The sequence below is a fragment of the Achromobacter sp. Root565 genome (genome assembly GCF_001427425.1).
GTDB lineage: Bacteria > Pseudomonadota > Gammaproteobacteria > Burkholderiales > Burkholderiaceae_B > Achromobacter > Achromobacter spanius_D.
In genome coordinates this window covers 731612-747892 of the sequence record NZ_LMGO01000001.1, presented here as the reverse complement: position 1 = coordinate 747892, position 16281 = coordinate 731612, and the positions used below count along the sequence as shown (strand labels likewise).

General features: G+C 67.2%; 17 protein-coding genes. 7 read left to right on the top strand and 10 right to left on the bottom strand.

Features of this window, described 5'->3' with window-relative positions; translation table 11 throughout:
• Positions 1-6 precede the first annotated feature (6 nt).
• From prmC to ASD71_RS03305, 3 genes are all read left to right on the top strand, one after another.
• On the top strand, positions 7-840 hold the full coding sequence (prmC, locus tag ASD71_RS03315) for a peptide chain release factor N(5)-glutamine methyltransferase (protein WP_056559837.1): 834 nt from the start codon (positions 7-9) through the stop codon (positions 838-840).
• 267 nt (positions 841-1107) lie between these two features.
• Positions 1108-1434 carry a Grx4 family monothiol glutaredoxin gene (gene grxD, locus ASD71_RS03310; protein WP_056319914.1) on the top strand — a complete coding sequence of 109 codons (327 nt, stop codon included), beginning with the start codon at positions 1108-1110 and terminating at the stop codon, positions 1432-1434.
• Between the two features lie 7 nt (positions 1435-1441).
• Entirely contained in the window at positions 1442-2002 is a 561-nt protein-coding gene (locus ASD71_RS03305; protein ID WP_056559835.1) for a UbiX family flavin prenyltransferase, read from the top strand.
• Positions 2003-2009: 7 nt separating this feature from the next.
• On the opposite strand, the gene ASD71_RS03300 is transcribed toward ASD71_RS03305, so the two are convergent.
• A complete protein-coding gene (locus ASD71_RS03300; protein WP_056559833.1) occupies positions 2010-3083 on the bottom strand; it encodes a DUF6817 domain-containing protein in 1074 nt (357 codons plus the stop codon).
• A gap of 187 nt (positions 3084-3270) precedes the next feature.
• Here ASD71_RS03300 and ASD71_RS03295 point away from each other — a divergent pair, with 187 nt between their 5' ends.
• Positions 3271-4065 carry a MetQ/NlpA family ABC transporter substrate-binding protein gene (locus ASD71_RS03295; RefSeq protein ID WP_056559832.1) on the top strand — a complete coding sequence of 265 codons (795 nt, stop codon included), beginning with the start codon at positions 3271-3273 and terminating at the stop codon, positions 4063-4065.
• Positions 4066-4070: 5 nt separating this feature from the next.
• Here the strand turns inward: ASD71_RS03295 and ASD71_RS03290 are convergent, their stop codons facing one another.
• Positions 4071-5027, bottom strand: coding sequence for a LysR family transcriptional regulator (locus ASD71_RS03290; RefSeq protein WP_056559830.1), 957 nt, complete (start codon positions 5025-5027; stop codon positions 4071-4073).
• Positions 5028-5134: 107 nt separating this feature from the next.
• On the opposite strand from ASD71_RS03290, the gene ASD71_RS03285 reads away from it, so the two are divergent.
• Positions 5135-6232 (top strand): mandelate racemase/muconate lactonizing enzyme family protein, encoded by a 1098-nt coding sequence (locus ASD71_RS03285; protein WP_056559828.1) that lies wholly within the window; start codon positions 5135-5137, stop codon positions 6230-6232.
• Between the two features lie 52 nt (positions 6233-6284).
• The gene (locus tag ASD71_RS03280) at positions 6285-7277 is read left to right on the top strand and encodes a tripartite tricarboxylate transporter substrate binding protein (protein WP_056559826.1); all 993 of its coding nucleotides are present in this window, start codon (positions 6285-6287) and stop codon (positions 7275-7277) included.
• A 9-nt stretch (positions 7278-7286) separates the two neighbouring features.
• Here ASD71_RS03280 and ASD71_RS03275 read toward each other — a convergent pair whose 3' ends face one another.
• Genes ASD71_RS03275 through ASD71_RS03260 form a run of 4 tightly spaced genes read right to left on the bottom strand, consistent with a single transcriptional unit; the run spans position 7287 to position 11408 of the window.
• Positions 7287-8114 (bottom strand): SDR family NAD(P)-dependent oxidoreductase, encoded by an 828-nt coding sequence (locus tag ASD71_RS03275; RefSeq protein ID WP_056559825.1) that lies wholly within the window; start codon positions 8112-8114, stop codon positions 7287-7289.
• Positions 8111-8899, bottom strand: a complete 789-nt coding sequence (locus tag ASD71_RS03270; RefSeq protein WP_056559823.1) for a citryl-CoA lyase — start codon at positions 8897-8899, stop codon at positions 8111-8113. The genes ASD71_RS03275 and ASD71_RS03270 overlap by 4 nt, the downstream gene beginning before the upstream one ends.
• On the bottom strand, positions 8896-10401 hold the full coding sequence (locus ASD71_RS03265; RefSeq protein ID WP_056559822.1) for a class I adenylate-forming enzyme family protein: 1506 nt from the start codon (positions 10399-10401) through the stop codon (positions 8896-8898). Before ASD71_RS03265 ends, ASD71_RS03270 begins: the two co-directional genes overlap by 4 nt.
• A 17-nt stretch (positions 10402-10418) precedes the next feature.
• Positions 10419-11408, bottom strand: a complete 990-nt coding sequence (locus tag ASD71_RS03260; protein WP_056559820.1) for a tripartite tricarboxylate transporter substrate binding protein — start codon at positions 11406-11408, stop codon at positions 10419-10421.
• A 102-nt stretch (positions 11409-11510) separates the two neighbouring features.
• On the opposite strand from ASD71_RS03260, the gene ASD71_RS03255 reads away from it, so the two are divergent.
• Positions 11511-12305, top strand: a complete 795-nt coding sequence (locus ASD71_RS03255) for an IclR family transcriptional regulator (RefSeq protein ID WP_056559818.1) — start codon at positions 11511-11513, stop codon at positions 12303-12305.
• Positions 12306-12350: 45 nt separating this feature from the next.
• Here ASD71_RS03255 and ASD71_RS03250 read toward each other — a convergent pair whose 3' ends face one another.
• The 4 genes from ASD71_RS03250 to ASD71_RS03235 form a co-directional block, all read right to left on the bottom strand.
• Complete coding sequence (locus tag ASD71_RS03250; RefSeq protein WP_056559816.1) at positions 12351-12896, bottom strand: DUF934 domain-containing protein; 546 nt, start codon at positions 12894-12896, stop codon at positions 12351-12353.
• Complete coding sequence (locus ASD71_RS03245) at positions 12889-14631, bottom strand: nitrite/sulfite reductase (protein WP_056559814.1); 1743 nt, start codon at positions 14629-14631, stop codon at positions 12889-12891. Before ASD71_RS03245 ends, ASD71_RS03250 begins: the two co-directional genes overlap by 8 nt.
• Before the next feature lie 420 nt (positions 14632-15051).
• A complete protein-coding gene (locus tag ASD71_RS03240; RefSeq protein WP_056559812.1) occupies positions 15052-15243 on the bottom strand; it encodes a DUF2970 domain-containing protein in 192 nt (63 codons plus the stop codon).
• 73 nt (positions 15244-15316) lie between these two features.
• The gene (locus tag ASD71_RS03235) at positions 15317-16252 is read right to left on the bottom strand and encodes a LysR family transcriptional regulator (RefSeq protein WP_056559811.1); all 936 of its coding nucleotides are present in this window, start codon (positions 16250-16252) and stop codon (positions 15317-15319) included.
• Positions 16253-16281 lie beyond the last annotated feature (29 nt).

Genomic DNA, 16281 nt, shown 5'->3' with positions numbered 1-16281 from the left:
GACGCCATGACCGCGCTTCAGATCAAGAGTCTGCTGCTCGACGCGCGGCTGCCGCGCCTGGAGGTCCGCATGCTGCTGGAGCACGTGCTGAACAAGCCGCGCGCGTGGCTGCTGGCGCACGACACCGATGCGCTGGCGCCGGAGGTGGCGGCGGCGTATGAGGCCTTGGCGCAGCGCCGGCTAGCGGGCGAACCCATGGCCTACCTGCTGGGCCATCGCGAATTCATGGGGCACCGGTTCCGGGTGACGCCCGACGTGCTGATTCCGCGGCCCGATACCGAGGTGCTGGTGGAAACCGCGCTGGAATGCATCGATGGCCTGACCGGGCCGATGGTGCTGGACCTGGGCACGGGCAGCGGCGCGATCGCGGTGTCGATTGCGCTGGCGCGGCGCGACGCGCGGGTCATGGCGTCGGACGTCAGCCCGGCCGCGCTGGCCGTGGCCGCCGCCAACGCCTGGGATCTGACGGCTGCGGTGCGCTTTGTGGAAGGAAGCTGGTACGAGGCCGTGCCCGCCGGCGAGGGCTTTGACCTGATCGTCTCCAATCCGCCCTACGTGGCCAGCGACGATCCGCATCTGGACCGGGGCGACCTGCGCTTTGAGCCGCGCGGCGCGCTGACCGATGGCGCGGGCGGGCTGGAGGATCTGGCGCGCATTGTCGAAGGCGCCGGCGCCCACCTGAAGCCCGGCGGCTCGCTGTGGATGGAACACGGCTGGGATCAAGCGGAGCAGGTACGCGACATGCTGCGCCAGGCCGGGTTTGCAGACGTGCACAGCCGGCAGGATTTGGCGGGGATCGAGCGGATCTCGGGCGGGCGTTTGCCGATCGCAGGTGTCTGACACCCCGCGATGCGCCCGTTCAAGGCATAGAACCTCTCGTCGGGGTGTCAGACACCCGGGCCTCTGGTGTCTGACACCCTGGATATGCCCGTTCAGGTTGCCGCGCCGTCACCCGGGTGTCTGACACCTTCCCGCGCGGCTCGCCCGGTCCGACACGTGTTGTTGCGTTTGCCCCGGATATACCGGCGCCGCGCCCGGGTAATCGGGCGCTTTTCCCGGCTGTACCTATAATTGACCCATTCCGTTTTGCCTGTCCAAGAGACCACCATGAGCGACGTTCAAGAATTCATCCGCGAAACCGTTACCCAGCACCCCGTCGTGCTGTTCATGAAGGGCACCGCCCAGTTCCCGCAATGCGGGTTCTCCGGCAAGGCCATTCAAATCCTGAAAGGCTGTGGCGTGAAGAAGCTGGTCACGGTCAACGTGCTCGAGGACGACGAAGTCCGCCAGGGCATCAAGGAATTCTCCAGCTGGCCCACCATTCCGCAGTTGTACGTGTCGGGCGAGTTCATCGGCGGCTCGGACATCATGAATGAAATGAACGAGTCCGGCGAACTGAAGACGCTGCTGGAGCAATCCGGCGCCACGGCTTAACGCCATCATGCGGCGGCTCGTCGTCGGCATCACGGGCGCCACCGGCGCGCTCTACGCGGTGCGCATGCTGCAGGCGCTACGCAACGTCGAAGACGTCGAGACGCATCTGGTGGTGTCCGCCTCTGGCGTGCTGAACATCAAGCATGAGCTCGATGTCAGCCGCCAGGACGTCTATGCGCTGGCAGACCACGTGCACAGCGTGCGCGACGTGGGCGCCACGCTGGCTAGCGGCGCGTTTCAGACCGCGGGCATGGTGATCGTGCCGTGTTCCATGCGCACGCTGGCGGCGGTGGCGCATGGCCTGTCCGACAACCTCATCACGCGCGCCGCCGACGTCACGCTCAAAGAGCGCCGCCGCCTGGTGATGATGGTGCGCGAGACGCCATTCAATCTGGCTCACCTGCGCAACATGACGGCCGTGACCGAAATGGGCGGCATCGTGTTTCCGCCGCTGCCGGCGTTCTATCACCGGCCCGCGTCCATCGAGGAAATGGTGGACCACACCGTGGCCCGCGTCCTGGAATTGTTCGACATCGTCGTGCCCGGTCCGCACTGGGAAGGGACGTAGGCGGGCGTTATTCCACCAGGCCCATTCCGTTCAGTGCGGCCAGGTTTTCCGGCCATTTGCGCGCCCGGGCATTTTGCAGTTCGATGCGCGCCCAGGCCATCCATCCGGCCCATTCAATCCGTTTGTCCCACGCGGTGCCCCACGCCTGAAGCGCGGCCAGTCCCGCGGCAGCGTGCTGCTCCGCGGCCTCGAAGTCGCCAGCCGTCAGCGCCAGTTGCGCCAGCAGCAGGCGCGGCTCGCCGACCCACGGGTTGTGTTCGACTGCCGCCTCCAGCATGTGCCGCGCGCTGTCCATTTCGGTTAGAGGGTGCATGCGGGTGATGACCTGCCAATACAGCGCGCTGGCCGCCGCTTCGTCGCGCGGGCTGAGCGTGGCGCGGCAATTGTCAAAGGCGGGCGGGATGGGAATGCCGGTGTCCTGCGGCATGCGCGAGAGCGGCGCCAGCAGATGCGACAGCATCGACAGGATGTTCGACGGCGGTTTCAGCGGGCCGGGCCACAACGACGAGGCCCAGTTCGTTTTCAGGTCGCGGCGCTGCTGCTGCGGATAGCCCGCGAAAATCTCGTCCTGCCAGCTATGCCATTGCTCGCCGATGTCGGCGGCGGACACGACGGTGAACGCCGCGACCTGGCGCGGCGTGAAGGTAAAGACCTGCCCATCGGCGCCTTCCAGCGTCAGCCCTTCCGGTCCCGTGCCCTGGCCTTGCAGGATGGCCTGCACGAATCGCGTGCGCGGCATCGCGCAAAAAAGGCTGACCCATTCCTCGGCTTCGGCGCCCAGCACGTCGCGCAGCGTGTTGCGCTCGCGTTCGCGGTCAAACAAGGTGAGGTCCACGTATTCGTTGCCGTAGACGCTATGGAACAGGCCCAAGAGGCGCACTTCGCGCGGCTGGTTCCACAGCGCAAGCGTGCGGTAGACGCCCAGCAGGTGATGCTTGAACGTGCCGGCCTTGTGCCAGTCTTCGCCCGCGCTGCGCGCGAACAGCAGGTCGAGCAGGACGGGCAGGTCGGCGTCGACGGCGGCGTAGTGATCGGCCAGCAGCGCGCGCGCGTGCGGATGGAGTTCGGGGGTGGTGGACATGGTTGGCGGGTCGGGTGGATGAAAGCAGGCTCTATTGTGTCCGCATGCGCCGGCGCTGTCATCGCGGTGTTTATATCGAAATCCGCATATCAATATGAATATTGATCGCTTCCGGTTTTGAAGCGGCCTTACTAGAATCCGGGAGCAATGTTCGAACCCTCAATCTTTCAAACCTGTAGAGACTTCCATGCGCCTTCGCCATTCCCTCGCCGTTTTCGCCACCATTCTTGGATTTGCCGGCACCTCGGCGATGGCGCAGGACGCCGAGCTGAAAGTGGGCGTCACGGTCGGCCCGCACGCGCAGATCGGCGAAGTCGTGCAGCAGGTCGCCGCCAAGCAGGGCCTGAAGGTCAAGCTGATCGAGTTCAGCGACTTCATCCAGCCGAACGCCGCGCTGGACGCCAAGGAGCTGGACGTAAACATCTACCAGCACAAGCCTTTCCTGGAGTCGCAGAACAAGGCGCGCGGGTACAAGCTGGTGCCGGTGGCGACCGCGGTGGTGCAGCAGATGGGCATCTATTCCAAGCGCGTGAAGTCGCTGGACGACCTGCCGCAGGGTGGCAAGGTGGCCATTCCGAATGATCCGACCAACGGCGCCCGCGCGCTGCTGGTGCTGCAGGCGGCCAAGCTGATCAAGCTGAAGGACGGCGTGACGGTGACGGCGTCGATCTTCGATATCGCCGAGAACCCGAAGAACCTGAAGTTCGTCGAAATCGAGGCCGCGCAACTGCCGCACTCGCTCAAGGACGTGGACGCCGCGGCCGTGAACTCGGCGTACGCGATCCCCGCCGGCCTGTCGCCCGCCAAGGACGCGCTGGTGCTGGAAAGCAAGGACGCGCCGTTCGCGCCCGTCGTCATCGCCGCGCGCGAGGACAACAAGAACGATCCGCGCATTGTGCGCTTCATCAAGGCCTACCAGTCCGACGAGGTGAAAGCCTTTGTCGCCAAGCAGTTCCCCGGCGCCTACACGACCTCCTGGTAAGCCTGCTAGCGAGGTTTGCGACGCCGGTCGCGCGCCGTCTGGCGTCCGTCAGCCCGCGCATCCGCGCGCGCGAGCCACGTCCGAACCTCTTCCTCCAAGCCCGCCTGCAACAACTGCGCCGGCGCGCTCATGGCCCGGTCGCGCGACCACACCACCGCCAGCACCGGATCCTCCAGCGCCAGCAGTTGGCGCGCCACGAGGCCCTGGCGTTCGGCGTAATGCGCGCCCAGACTTTCGACGATGGCGACGCCCAGCCCCTCTGCAGCGAGCGCACACGCGGCTGACGACTGCGCCGCTTCGATGATCGGCCGATAAGGCAGCCCGCGCGCCTCTAGCGCCTGGCGCGTCGCGCGGCCGGCGGGCAGGGCGGGGGCCAGCACGATCGGCCCCGCCTCGGCCACCTCGTCCAGCGTCAGGGTGGCTTTCTTCGCCCACGGATGGTCCTTGGACATGACCGCATGCAGTCCCAACGGGGCGAGTCGCAGGCTGGACACGCGGTCGATATCCGGGGGCGAGCCGATGATGATGCCCAGGTCGATGCGGTGGTCCACGGCCATCTCGATGATTTCCAGCGCGGTGCCGGCGCGCACGGTAACGGCCACCGCCGGATGCGCGCGGCGCACGCCGGCCAGGGCCGGGGGCAGCAGGCTGGACGCGGCGATGGCGACGGCGCCCACGTCCAATCGCGCCAGAGCGCCCTGGCGGATGTCGACGGCCAGCCGGTCCACGGCCTCGATGCCAGCCAGCGCATTGAGCACCTCGGGTATCAGTGCGCGGCCCTGGCTGGTCAGGTGCAGCCGCCGGTTCTCGCGGCTGAATAGCGCAAACCCCAGCCGCGTTTCCATGTCGCGCAAGAGCGCGCTGGCGGCGGGCTGCGTCATGTTGACCGAGGCGGCCGCGGCGGTGACGGTGTCGAGCCGGTACATGGCGCGCAGCAGCAGAAGTTCTCGCCGATTGAACATATGGAATTCATATGGAAATAGTCAATTCATCTATTTGACCATATGAACGGGCGGCCGCCAGAATAGCCCATCGCATCCTGCATTCCGCATCTCGACGCCACACTGCCATGCCCGCCAACACCATCGTTTCCGTCACCTGCATTCCCTTGCGCCTGCCGTTCCATCACTGGAGCCCGTCGCCCCTGTTTGCTGGCCGCCCGCGCGACAAGCTGGACAGCGCGCTGGTGCGGGTGCAGACCGAAGACGGCACGGTGGCCTGGGGCGAGTCGTATTGCGTGGAGCCGCGCGCCTTGCCCGCCATCTTCGAGACGCTGATCGCGCCGCTGGCCTGCGGGCGCGACGCGGACGACGACACCCTGCTGCCGGGCATGCAGCGCACGCTGCACAATCTGGGGCGGTCCGGCCCGGTGGTGCACGCGCTGGCCGGATTGGACATCGCGTTGTGGGACCTGCGCGCCAAGCGCGCGGGGGTGCCGTTGTATGCGTTGCTAGGCGGCAAGCGCCGCGAGCGGGTGCGCGTGTATGCGTCTTTGCTGCAGTATTACGGCAACGCCGAACGCCTGGACGCCGTGACCACGCGCGCGCTGAACGAAGGCTATACCGAGATCAAGCTGCACGAGCGCACCGCCGACGCGCTGGCCGCCGTGCGCCGTAGCACGGGACCCGGCGTGCCGATCATGGTGGACACCAACTGCGCCTGGCAGCCGGGCGAAGCCGAAGCCGCCATCGCGGCCATGCGTCCGCATGATCCATTCTGGATCGAAGAACCCTTGTGGCCGCCGGAAGACGATCGCGCGCTGGCCCGCTTGAAGCAGACCTGCGGCATTCCCCTGGCCGTGGGCGAGAACGCCAGCAGCGCCACCGACCTGGAGCGCGTAGTGGACACGGAAGCGGCGCAATACGTGCAGCCCAGCGTCATCAAACTGGGTTTGACCGCCGCGTGGCGGATTGCGCAGAAGTGCTCGGACTCAAGCGTCATCTGCGCGCCGCAGGTAGCGTTTTTTGGCCCTGGCTATCTCGCCAGCCTGCACCTGATCGCCGCGCAGCAGGCCGAGGTATCGCTGGAACGCCTATATGTCGAGCTGGCGCACGTGCCGTACGGAAAGCGCGTGCCGATCGAGAACGGTTGGGTCAACGTGCCGGACGGCCCGGGACTGGGCGCGGATCCGGAGGCGGAACTTGCCGAGGGCCGGTACAGCGCCTGAAACACCACAGGCCCCCAGAGGCCGCAAAGAACATGAACCAGGAGACAAAGACATGCACCCATCGCGCAGAGCGTTTCTGATCAACAACGCCGCCATGGCAGCGGGCGCCGCCGTGTTGCCGTGGTCCTTCGCGGCACGCGCCGCGCAGTACCCGGACAAGGCGGTCCGTCTGTATATCCCGTACCCGCCGGGCGCGGCGACCGACACGCTGGGCCGGATGGCGGGTCAGGTGTATGCCGAGGCGCTGGGCCAGCCCTTTGTCGTGGAAAATCGCGGCGGTGGCGGCACCACGATCGGCACGCGTGCGCTGGCGGTGTCGGCGCCGGACGGCTACACCATCGGCATGGTCGACTCCACGTTCACCATCAATCCCGCGCTGCTGGGCGATCGCCAGCCGTACGACGCTATCAAGGACTTCGCGCCGATCTCGCTGATGGCGACGGCGCCCTTCGTGATGGTGGTGCACCCGTCGGTCAAGGCGACCGACATTGCGTCGTTCCTGGCGCTGGCCAAGTCGCAGCCGGGCACGTTGTCGTTCGGGTCGGCCGGCGTAGGCAGCGGGCCGCATCTGGCCGGCGAGCAACTGCGCCAGCAGGCGGGCGTGGATGTGCTGCACGTGCCGTACCGCGGCGGCGGCACCGTGATCACGGACCTCTTGGGCGGCCAGGTGCAGTTTGGCTTTGCCACCGTGCCAACGCTGCTCGAACACATCAAGGCCGGAAAGCTGCGCGCGCTGGCGGTCACCAGTCCGCAACGCACCAGCCAGTTGCCAGACGTGCCAACGTTTGCCGAGGCGGGGCTGCCGGGTGTGGATATCTCGCCGCTGTTCGGCGTGATTGCGCCGGCCGGCGTGCCCGAGCCGATCATCGAACGCCTGTCGCAGACGTTGGGCGAGTCCGTGCGCAACGGCGCGCTGCGCGACAAGCTGGCCGGGCTGGGCTTTCAGCCGGTCGGCAGCACGCCGGCGGAGTTCGCTAAGCGCATCCGCGACGACGTGGCCAAGTGGACCGCCGTCGTCCAGCGCGGCAACATCAAGGCCGAGTAGGACTGCGCATCAGGCGTACTTGCCCGTCAGGCCGCCGTCCACGAGCAGTTCGGTGCCGGTGATGTAGGACGCCTCGTCCGACGCCAGGAAGGCCACCGCATTGGCGACTTCCCACGGCGTACCCATGCGTCCCATCGGCACCTGCCGGTCGCGCGCCGCGCGCGCGGCGTCCAGGTCGTTTGCATCGAACATCTTGGCGACGTTGCCGGCGACACGTGGCGTATCGATCAGTCCGGGAATGACCGTGTTCACGCGGATGCGGTCAGCGGCGTATTGCTGCGCGGCCATCCGCGCAAAGTGAATGACCGCAGCCTTGCTGACGCTGTAGGCCAGATGCGGATAGCCGGTGTACCGGATGCCCGCAATGGAAGAGACGGCCACGATGGCGCCTCCGCCCTGGGCGCGCATGACGGGCGCCAGCAGGCGCGTGGCGATCAGCAGGCTGGTCACGTTCACCTGCTGGATGCGGTCCCAGTCCGCTATCGAGATGTCTTCAGGGCCGCCGACCTTGCCGATGCCCGCGTTGGCCTGCAGGATGTCGATGCGGCCAAAGCGCTTCAACGCAGCATCGACCGCCGCCTGCATCGCGTCCGCATCAGCCACGTCGGCCTGCACCGCCAGCGCGCTGCCGCCGGCCGATTCGACTTCATGCGCGGCTTCTTCGGCGGCGGTCAGGTTGGCGTCCAGCGCGATGATGGCCGCACCTTGGCGCGCCAGCGTCACGCAGCTGGCCTTGCCGATGCTCCAGCCCGGCGCCGACGCGCCCGCGCCTGCAACCAGCGCCACCTTGCCGGCGAGGCGCGCATGGGAATGGGAGGCGCCGGATCCCGCGCTCACGACTGCCCGCCGTCTTGCTGGTGGGTCTTGCCCTTGCCCACGTACGGAATGGCGTGGTCGATGGTTTCCCAGATGTACCGCCCGGAAGGACTTTGCTGCTCTTCGGCCACGTGTGATACCAGGCCCGCCGCGCGCGAAATCACGGCAAAGCCGCGCATCAGATCGGTCGGCACGCCAATCTCGCTGAGCAGCGCGGCCACGGCGCCGGTCGCGTTGATGGTGATGTGCTTGCCGTAGGTCTCGTCAATGGCGCTGGCCAGCCAGCGCAGCGCCTGGACAGACTCGCCGCTCAGCTCGTTCTCGGCTTCGGCCAGCGCCAGCAGCTTGATCGCGCGCGGATCGTCCGGCTTGTGCAGGTGATGGCCAAAGCCGGGCAGCGGGCTGCGCGACGCGCGGTGTTCGCGGGCAATCGCCAAGGCTTCCGCAGGGCCGTCGGATGCGTGCCGGATGCGGTCCAGAAGACGCGAGCAGTTTTCCATGGTGCCCACGAACTGGCTGCCCACGGCCATCAGGCCGGACGCCACGGCGCCCTGCAGATTCTCGGGTGCGCTCATGTAGATCAGGCGTGTGGCGATCGCGCTGGGCGTCATGCCGTGCTCCATCAGTGTGACCAGCACCGCGTCGACGATGCGCATGTCCACGGGGCGCGCGTCGCGGCCGAGGATCTGCATGATCATGACTTCGGTAAAGGACTTCTTGCCGATCAGGTCTTCAACCAGATCGACGTCGCGATACGACATGCCGGTGAGGTGATGGGCGCAGAGGCGGGTTTCGGGCTTGTTCATGGCGTCTCCTTCAATGCGGCGTCGCGCACCGCGTTCTTCAGCACCTTGCCCACGCTCGAGCGCGGCAGGCTGTCGTGGAAATGGATGTGTTTGGGTGTGGCCACCGGGCCCAGCAGCGCGCGCACGTGCGCCTTGAGCGCGTCGCCATCGGCCTGCGCGCCGGGTTCAAGCTGGACGGCCGCGTGAACCGCTTCGCCCCACTTGTCATCGGGCACGCCGAACACCGAGCATTCGTACACGGCCGGGTGGGCGGACAGCGCGTTCTCGACGTCCACGGGATAGATGTTGAATCCGCCGGTGATGATGACGTCGCGCAGGCGGTCCTTCAGAAACAGATAGCCGCGCGCGTCGATCAGGCCCGTGTCGCCGGTGTGCAGCCAGCCGTCGACGATGGTTTCGGCGGTCTTCTCGGGCAGGCGCCAGTACCCGGTCATCACCAGATCGCCCTGGACCACGACTTCACCGATCTCGCCGCGCGGCAGCAGCGTGCCGTCGGGCGCCATGATCGCCACGTCGGACAGCGGCGTGACGCGGCCGACCGACGCGCGGTTTTCCGGCACTTCCAGGTCGGCGGGCCGCAATACCGTGACGATCTGCGGCGCCTCGGTCTGGCCGTAAGTCGTGCCCAGCACCGGGCCGAAGAAGGCGCGCGCACGCTCAATCTTTTCGACCGGCATCGGCGCGCCGCCGTAGATCAGGTTGCGCAGCCGCGGAAAGTCCGCGCGCGTGACGCCGGGCTGCGCCATGATCATGTAGATCAGCGTGGGCGGCATGAAGCTCAGCGTGCCGCCGCGCTCGCGAAATGCCTTGGTAATGGTGGCGGGCGACACGCTGTCCAGCAGCAGGTGCGCGCCACCCTGCGCCAGCACCGGCAACAGATAGGTGCCCGTGCCGTGCGTGATGGGCGCGGACACCACGTAGCGGTCTTCGGCGGTAAGGCCCCAGTTGAGGATCTGGTTGACGATGCCCGCATTCCACGCGTGATACGGCTGCATCACGCCCTTGGGCAGGCCGGTGGTGCCGCCCGTGAACTTGATGGCCTGCGTGGCGTCGCGCGGTAGCGCATGGCGCGTGGGGACGTGGTCTGCAAAGCGCGCGAGCAGCGCGTCCAGCGCCAGGTCAGCGGCCGCGTCGTCCAGCACGATGCGACGCTCGGACCCCACCGGCACGAGCGGCGCGCCCACCTCGTCGACGATCACGATGGTCGGCTCGGTCGCATCCAGGATGCGGCCGATCTCTCGCGCGGTGCTGCGGTAGTTCAGCGGCACCCAGACCTTGCCGCTGGCCAATACCGCTAGCAGCGCCAGGATGTGGCGCGCCGAGTTGCCGGCGCAGATCGCCACGCGCGTCTGCGGCTCGGGGTCCAGATCCTGCAGGGCGGCGGCCAGAGCGCGGGTGTCGGCCGCCAGCCGCGCGTAAGTGACCTGCCCATCGGGGCCGTCGAGCGCCACGCGGTCCGGATACACCCCGGCCGCGCGGAAGAAGAAATCAATCGGGTACACCTGTGCTCCTTGATTGGCTAATTGGCCTTGAGGTTGGCGTTCTTCACGACCGCGCCCCACTTGTCGATCTCGCTGGCGATCTTCTTGGCAAAGGTCTCCGGCGTGTTGGGCTGTTGCGGCGCAAAGAAGCCGCCCTGCTTGTAGGAGGTTTGAAGCGCGGGGCTGGCCAGCGCCTTGTTCAGCGCCTGATTCAGGCGGTCGATGACGGGTCGGGGCGTGCCGGCGGGCGCCACCAGGCCGAACCACGACTCCACGTCGAAATCCGGCAGGCCGGATTCCGCCAGCGTGGGCACGTCGGGCGTGGTGGGCAGGCGCGCGGGCGACGTCACGCCGATGGCGCGCAGTTTGCCCGCCTGCACGTGGGGCAGGGACGACGGCAGGTTGTCGAACATGGAGTCCACCTGCCCGCCCAGCAAGTCCGCCACCGCGGGGCCGCTGCCGCGATACGGCACATGCAGGATGTCGGTGCCGGTCTTCATCTTGAAGAGCTCGCACGACAGGTGAATGGACGATCCGCTGCCGGATGAGGCGCACGTCAGCTTGCCGGGGTGCTGCTTGGCATAGGCGATGTATTCCTGCACCGTCGTGATCGGCAGCTTGGGATTGACCACCAGGATGTTCGGGATGGTCGCTAGCATGCCGACCGGCTCGAAGCCTTTGACGAAGTCGTAGTTGAGCTGGCTGTACAGCGTGCGGTTGATGGTGTTGGCAATCGATCCGACGTACAGCGTGTAGCCGTCGGGTGCTGCGCGCGAGACGATTTCCGCGCCGATGTTGCTGTTGGCCCCGGTCTTGTTCTCGACCACGACCGTCTGGCCCAATTCTTCCGCGAGGGACTTCGCCATCAGGCGCGCCACGATGTCGGTCGCGCCGCCGGCGGCGTAGCCGACGACCAACGTGATGGGGCGATCGGGGTAGGGCTTGGCGGCCCAGGCGGGAGCGGCGGCCACAAGGGCCCCGCTCAAGGCTACCGCCGCAGCGGTCCAGCGCTTGCCGAATGTCTTCATTGTTGTCTCCGTCCTGTTTGTCTAATAATTGGACAGATCTCCGTCTGTCCGCCTTCATATTCGGCTTTGATGGAGGCCCTATCAACGCAAGGTGTCCATAAATTGAACAAACCGGATTCCGAGGGTTCCGGTCCGCGCATCCTGAGGCGCGGGCTGAAGGTGCTGGGGGTGTTGCGCCAGGCCGGCGCGGCCGGCATGCACGTGGTGGACATTGCGCGGGCCGCGGGCATGCAGCGGTCCACGGTGTATCGCTACCTGGATGTGCTGGTTGAAGAAGGCTACGCGCTGCGGGAATCGGGCGCGCCACGCTGGCGCGTCGCCGAACTGGGCGTGATGATGGCCGGCGACCCGCATGCGCAGGCCGTGCGCAGCCTGCGGCCGTTGCTGCGCCAGATCAGCGACGTCAGCGGCGATTCGGCGTTTCTCATCTGCCGGGCGGCAAACGATTCACTCTGCCTGCATCGTGAGGTCGGAAATTACCCGGTGCAGGTGCTGGCCGTGACGGTCGGGCATCGTCAGCCGTTGGGCGTGGGTGCGGCCGGGCTGGCGCTGCTGGGCGCCTTGCCCGCCGCCGAAGCCGACGAGGTGGTGGCGCAGAACGAGCAGGCGCTACGCGCGTACGGCGGCATGACGGTGGCGCAGATGCGGCGCCTGGTGGAAAACACGCGCGGGCGCGGCTGGGCCGTGGTGGGCAACGCGGCGGTGCCAGGCGTGTTGGGGGTGGGGGTGGCGCTGTGCGATCCCGGCGGGTATCCCCGGCTGGCGGTCAGCGTGTCCAGCCTGATCAGCCGGATGCAGGCGCCGCGCCAGCGCAGCATTGCCGAACTGATCCGCGCGCAGGTGGCGCAGAGTGGATTCGGCATGCCGCACGGGGCGGCGGCAGGCGAGGGGGACTGAAGCCCGCCGCGATGTCGCTCCGGCGGCGGGCGGGGGCTGCTCTGTTCAGGCCGCGGCCGGCGTCGGCACGCGGTACGTCTTCTGGTAGTGCACCGTGAACGTCTTGAAGGCGTCCAGCGCCTTGTGGGGATCGTGTCCCGGTTTGACGAGGAAGCTGTCAAACCCCACGCGCGCCTGGTAGTGGATGGTGTCGATCATCACATCGCCGACCGCGCGCAGCTCGCCTTGCCAGTTGTGGCGCGTGCGTAGCAACTGCGCCAGCGAATAGCCGCGGCCGTCGGTGTAGACCGGAAAGTCCACGGCGATGAACGCGATGCCTTCGGGATGCAGCACGCCGTCGGTATCCGCCAGATCCGTCAGGTCGGCGTCGGGGTTCAGCAGCACGGCCACGGGATGCTTGTGGCGGCGCAGCGTGGCGCGCGAGGTCTTCCAGACGGACAGCGGCACGATCCAGCCGGGCTCGTCCGACGGCACCTGGCCTTCGGCGGGCACTTCGGGTTCGGGCACGAAGGGGCGCGACGTGTCGGCCTCCAGCTTGCCGTTGCGGATGAGATGCGGGCCGGGGGCGTCGTGGGCGTAAATCTCAGACATGGGCGGGCTCCGCGACTTGCGTGGGTTTGGCGAAGGCAGGGTCCGCGTACACGTCCTGCTTGAAGGGATCGATGCCGACGCGATCGACCACGTCGATGAAGCGTTCGGCGTCGCTGTCGCGCAGGCCCAGATACGTGCGGATCAGGCGGTCCACCACGCCCGGCACCTGATGGCGCGCGAACGACGGGCCGATGATGCGGCCGATGGCCGCGCCGCCGCCGTGCGTGGATTCCAGGTCGGGCAGCGGCTTGGCGGCGCCGTTCTGGCGGCCGCCCACCGTGACCTGATACCACTCCTCGCCTGCCTTATCGACGCCAAGAATGCCGATGTGACCGACGTGATGGTGGCCGCAGGAGTTGATGCAGCCCGAGATGTTCAGGTCCAGCTCGCCGATTTCGAACAGGTAGTCCAGGTCGTCGAACTGGCGCTGGATGGCTTCGGCCACGGGGATGGAGACGGCATTGGCCAGCGCGCAAAAGTCTCCGCCCGGACAGGCGATGATGTTGGTGAGCAGGCCGACGTTGGGCGTGGCGAGGTTCAGGGCCTCGAGCTTTTGCCACAGCTCGTGCAGCCGGGCGTGGCGCACGTCGGCCAGGATCAGGTTCTGTTCGTGCGACACGCGCAGTTCGCCATAGCCGAAGTCGTCGGCCAGGTCGGCCACCGCATCCATCTGGTCCGCGGTGATGTCGCCCGGCGGCACGCCGGTAGGTTTCAGCGACACGGTCACGGCGGCGTAGCCGGCAACCTTGTGCGCGTGCACGTTCGTGCGGAGCCAGCGCGCAAAGCGCTTGTCGCCCGCAGCCAGCGCGGCGGTGTTGTCGACATCAGACGCGGCGGCGGCGTCGTGCTGCGGCCAGACGAAGCGCGCCTTGATGCGGTCCACGAATTCCTGGGTGATGGTGTCCGGGCCGTCCTTGATGCGCTGCCACTCTTCATCGACCTGCTGCGCGTAGACCTCGGGCGTCAGGTCCTTGACCAGGATCTTGATGCGCGCCTTGTACTTGTTGTCGCGGCGGCCATGCAGGTTGTAGACCCGCAACGCGGCCTGCAGATAGGTCAGCAGGTGCTGCCATTCGACGAACGGATTGATGAGCTTGCCGACGATGGGCGTACGGCCCAGGCCGCCGCCGATCCACACGCGAAAGCCCAGCTTGCCGTCGCGCTCGACGGCCTGCAGGCCGATGTCGTGCACGCCCACGGCCGCGCGGTCTTCCACGGCGCCGCTGACCGCGATCTTGAACTTGCGCGGCAGGAAGGCGAATTCGGGATGCAGCGTGGACCACTGGCGGATGATTTCGCACCAGATCAGCGGATCGACCAGCTCGTCCGGCGCGACGCCGGCAAAGTGGTCGGTGGTGGTGTTGCGGATGCAGTTGCCGCTGGTCTGGATGGCGTGCATCTGGACCGTGGCGAGTTCGGCCAGGATGTCCGGCACGTCTTCCAGCTTGGGCCAGTTGAACTGGATGTTCTGGCGCGTGCTGAAGTGTCCGTAGCCGCGGTCCCACTTGCGCGCGATGTGCGCCAGGGTGCGCAATTGGCGCGACGCCAGCAGGCCATACGGAATGGCGACGCGCAGCATGGGTGCGTGGCGCTGGATGTACAGGCCGTTCTGCAGGCGCAGGACGCGGAAATCGTCCTCGGTAAGCTGGCCGTCGAGGAAGCGGCGCGTCTGATCGGCAAACTGCGCGACACGCTGCTCGACAAGCTGTTGATCGACGGGGTCATACACGTACATGTCTACTGCCCTTGGAAGTCTTCTCGGTCTGAACCCCGGGGATGGGGACGGGCGCACGGCGCCGGCAAAAACGGGATTCATAACCGTAACAGCCACCCATAAATGCCGTCTAAGTCATTCTGGTAATAAAGAAATAAGAGCCCCCACGCCGCGCGCGCTGCGCGCGCTAGCTGCCCCCCGGGGGGGCTGCCCCGCCTTCGGGCGGCCGGGCGGCGGGGCGGCTATTTTTGCGGAGGTCGGGCGCTACGCCCTGGCATAGGCCTCCACGCCGCGCGCGCGGTGCGCGCTAGCTGCCCCCCGGGGGGGCTGCCCCGCCTTCGGGCGGCCGGGCGGCTATTTTTGCGGAGATGGCTGTATGACTCGCGAGCTTAGGAACTTATAAGGATATTCGCGTTGTCCTTGAACAAGCTTTCGACGCAGCTACAACGCCGCATTCACCGCCCACCGCGCCACGAACACCAGAATGATCACCAGGCAGGCTGCGAGCAGCAGGCCGGTGGCGATGAGGGGGCCGGGTTTGTTGTGGGCGATGTCGGCGTCGTAGCCGCGGCCGCGGCGTACGCCGAAGAAGGCCCACAGCACGGACCGGACCGTGCGCAGGAAACCGAGCATATGCGCCTCCGGGCGGATTCTTGACGGTCCACTGTAGACGCTGTCTTGTCTGGCAGACAGATGCAGATCCGCGTCAGCCGACCGTATCAGTTGGCGCGGCGGTGTGTGCGCCGATGCCGCGCACGATGTGCTCCAGCAGTTCGCGCGCGGCGGGCGAGATGTGGCGGCCGGCGCGGCTCAGGACGTGCAGGCTGCCCTGGTTCAGGATGGGATTGGCCAGCGGCAGGCTGGCCAGCCGCTGCGCTTGCATGTCGGCGGTGACGGCGATGGGCGGCGTGAGCGCGTAGCCGATGCCGGCGGCCGCGAACTGCCACAGCGCCTTGAACGACGAGGTGGTCAGCACGTTGTGCAGCCGGACCTGCTCGCTGATTTCTGCGGCCTGGATGTGCTGGCGCACGCCAAACCCTTCCTGCATGGACGCGCCGGGGTAGTCGGCCAGATCGGTCAGCAGCAAGGGACGGCGCATGCGCGTCAGCGGATGGTCCTGGCGCACGATGGCGCGAATGGGTTCGGGCCGCGAGTAATGTGTGCGCAGCCGGGCGTCGTTGGGCGGTTGGAACACCAGCCCGATGTAGGCGCGGTCGTCGACGATGCGTTGGACGATCTCTGACGTGCGGGCCACGTCGATATCCAGTGTGACCTCGGGATGGCTGCGCCAATAGCCCGGCAGCACGCGGTCGAACATCAGCTCCACAAAGCCTTCGCCCAGCACCAGGTCGATATGGCCGCGTTCGGCTTTGCGCAGGCTGTCGATCTCGGAAAAGAAGCTTTCCTGGATGTCCTGCTGCCGCTTCACATAGCGGGCCAGGATGTGGCCGGCATCGGTGGGCACGAGGCCGCGTCCCCGGCGTTCGAACAGCGCCATGCCGCAATCGCGCTCCAGCGCAGCGATGGCGCGGCTGACGGCGGACGGGTCCATTTCCAGGGCCTCGGCCGCGCCGCGTACCGAGCCCCGGCTCATGACCTGCATGAAATAGTGGGTGCGGCGCGCGTCGAGTTGTTCGTCCATGGCGGCTAGCTCCAGGCGGAATGCGGCTG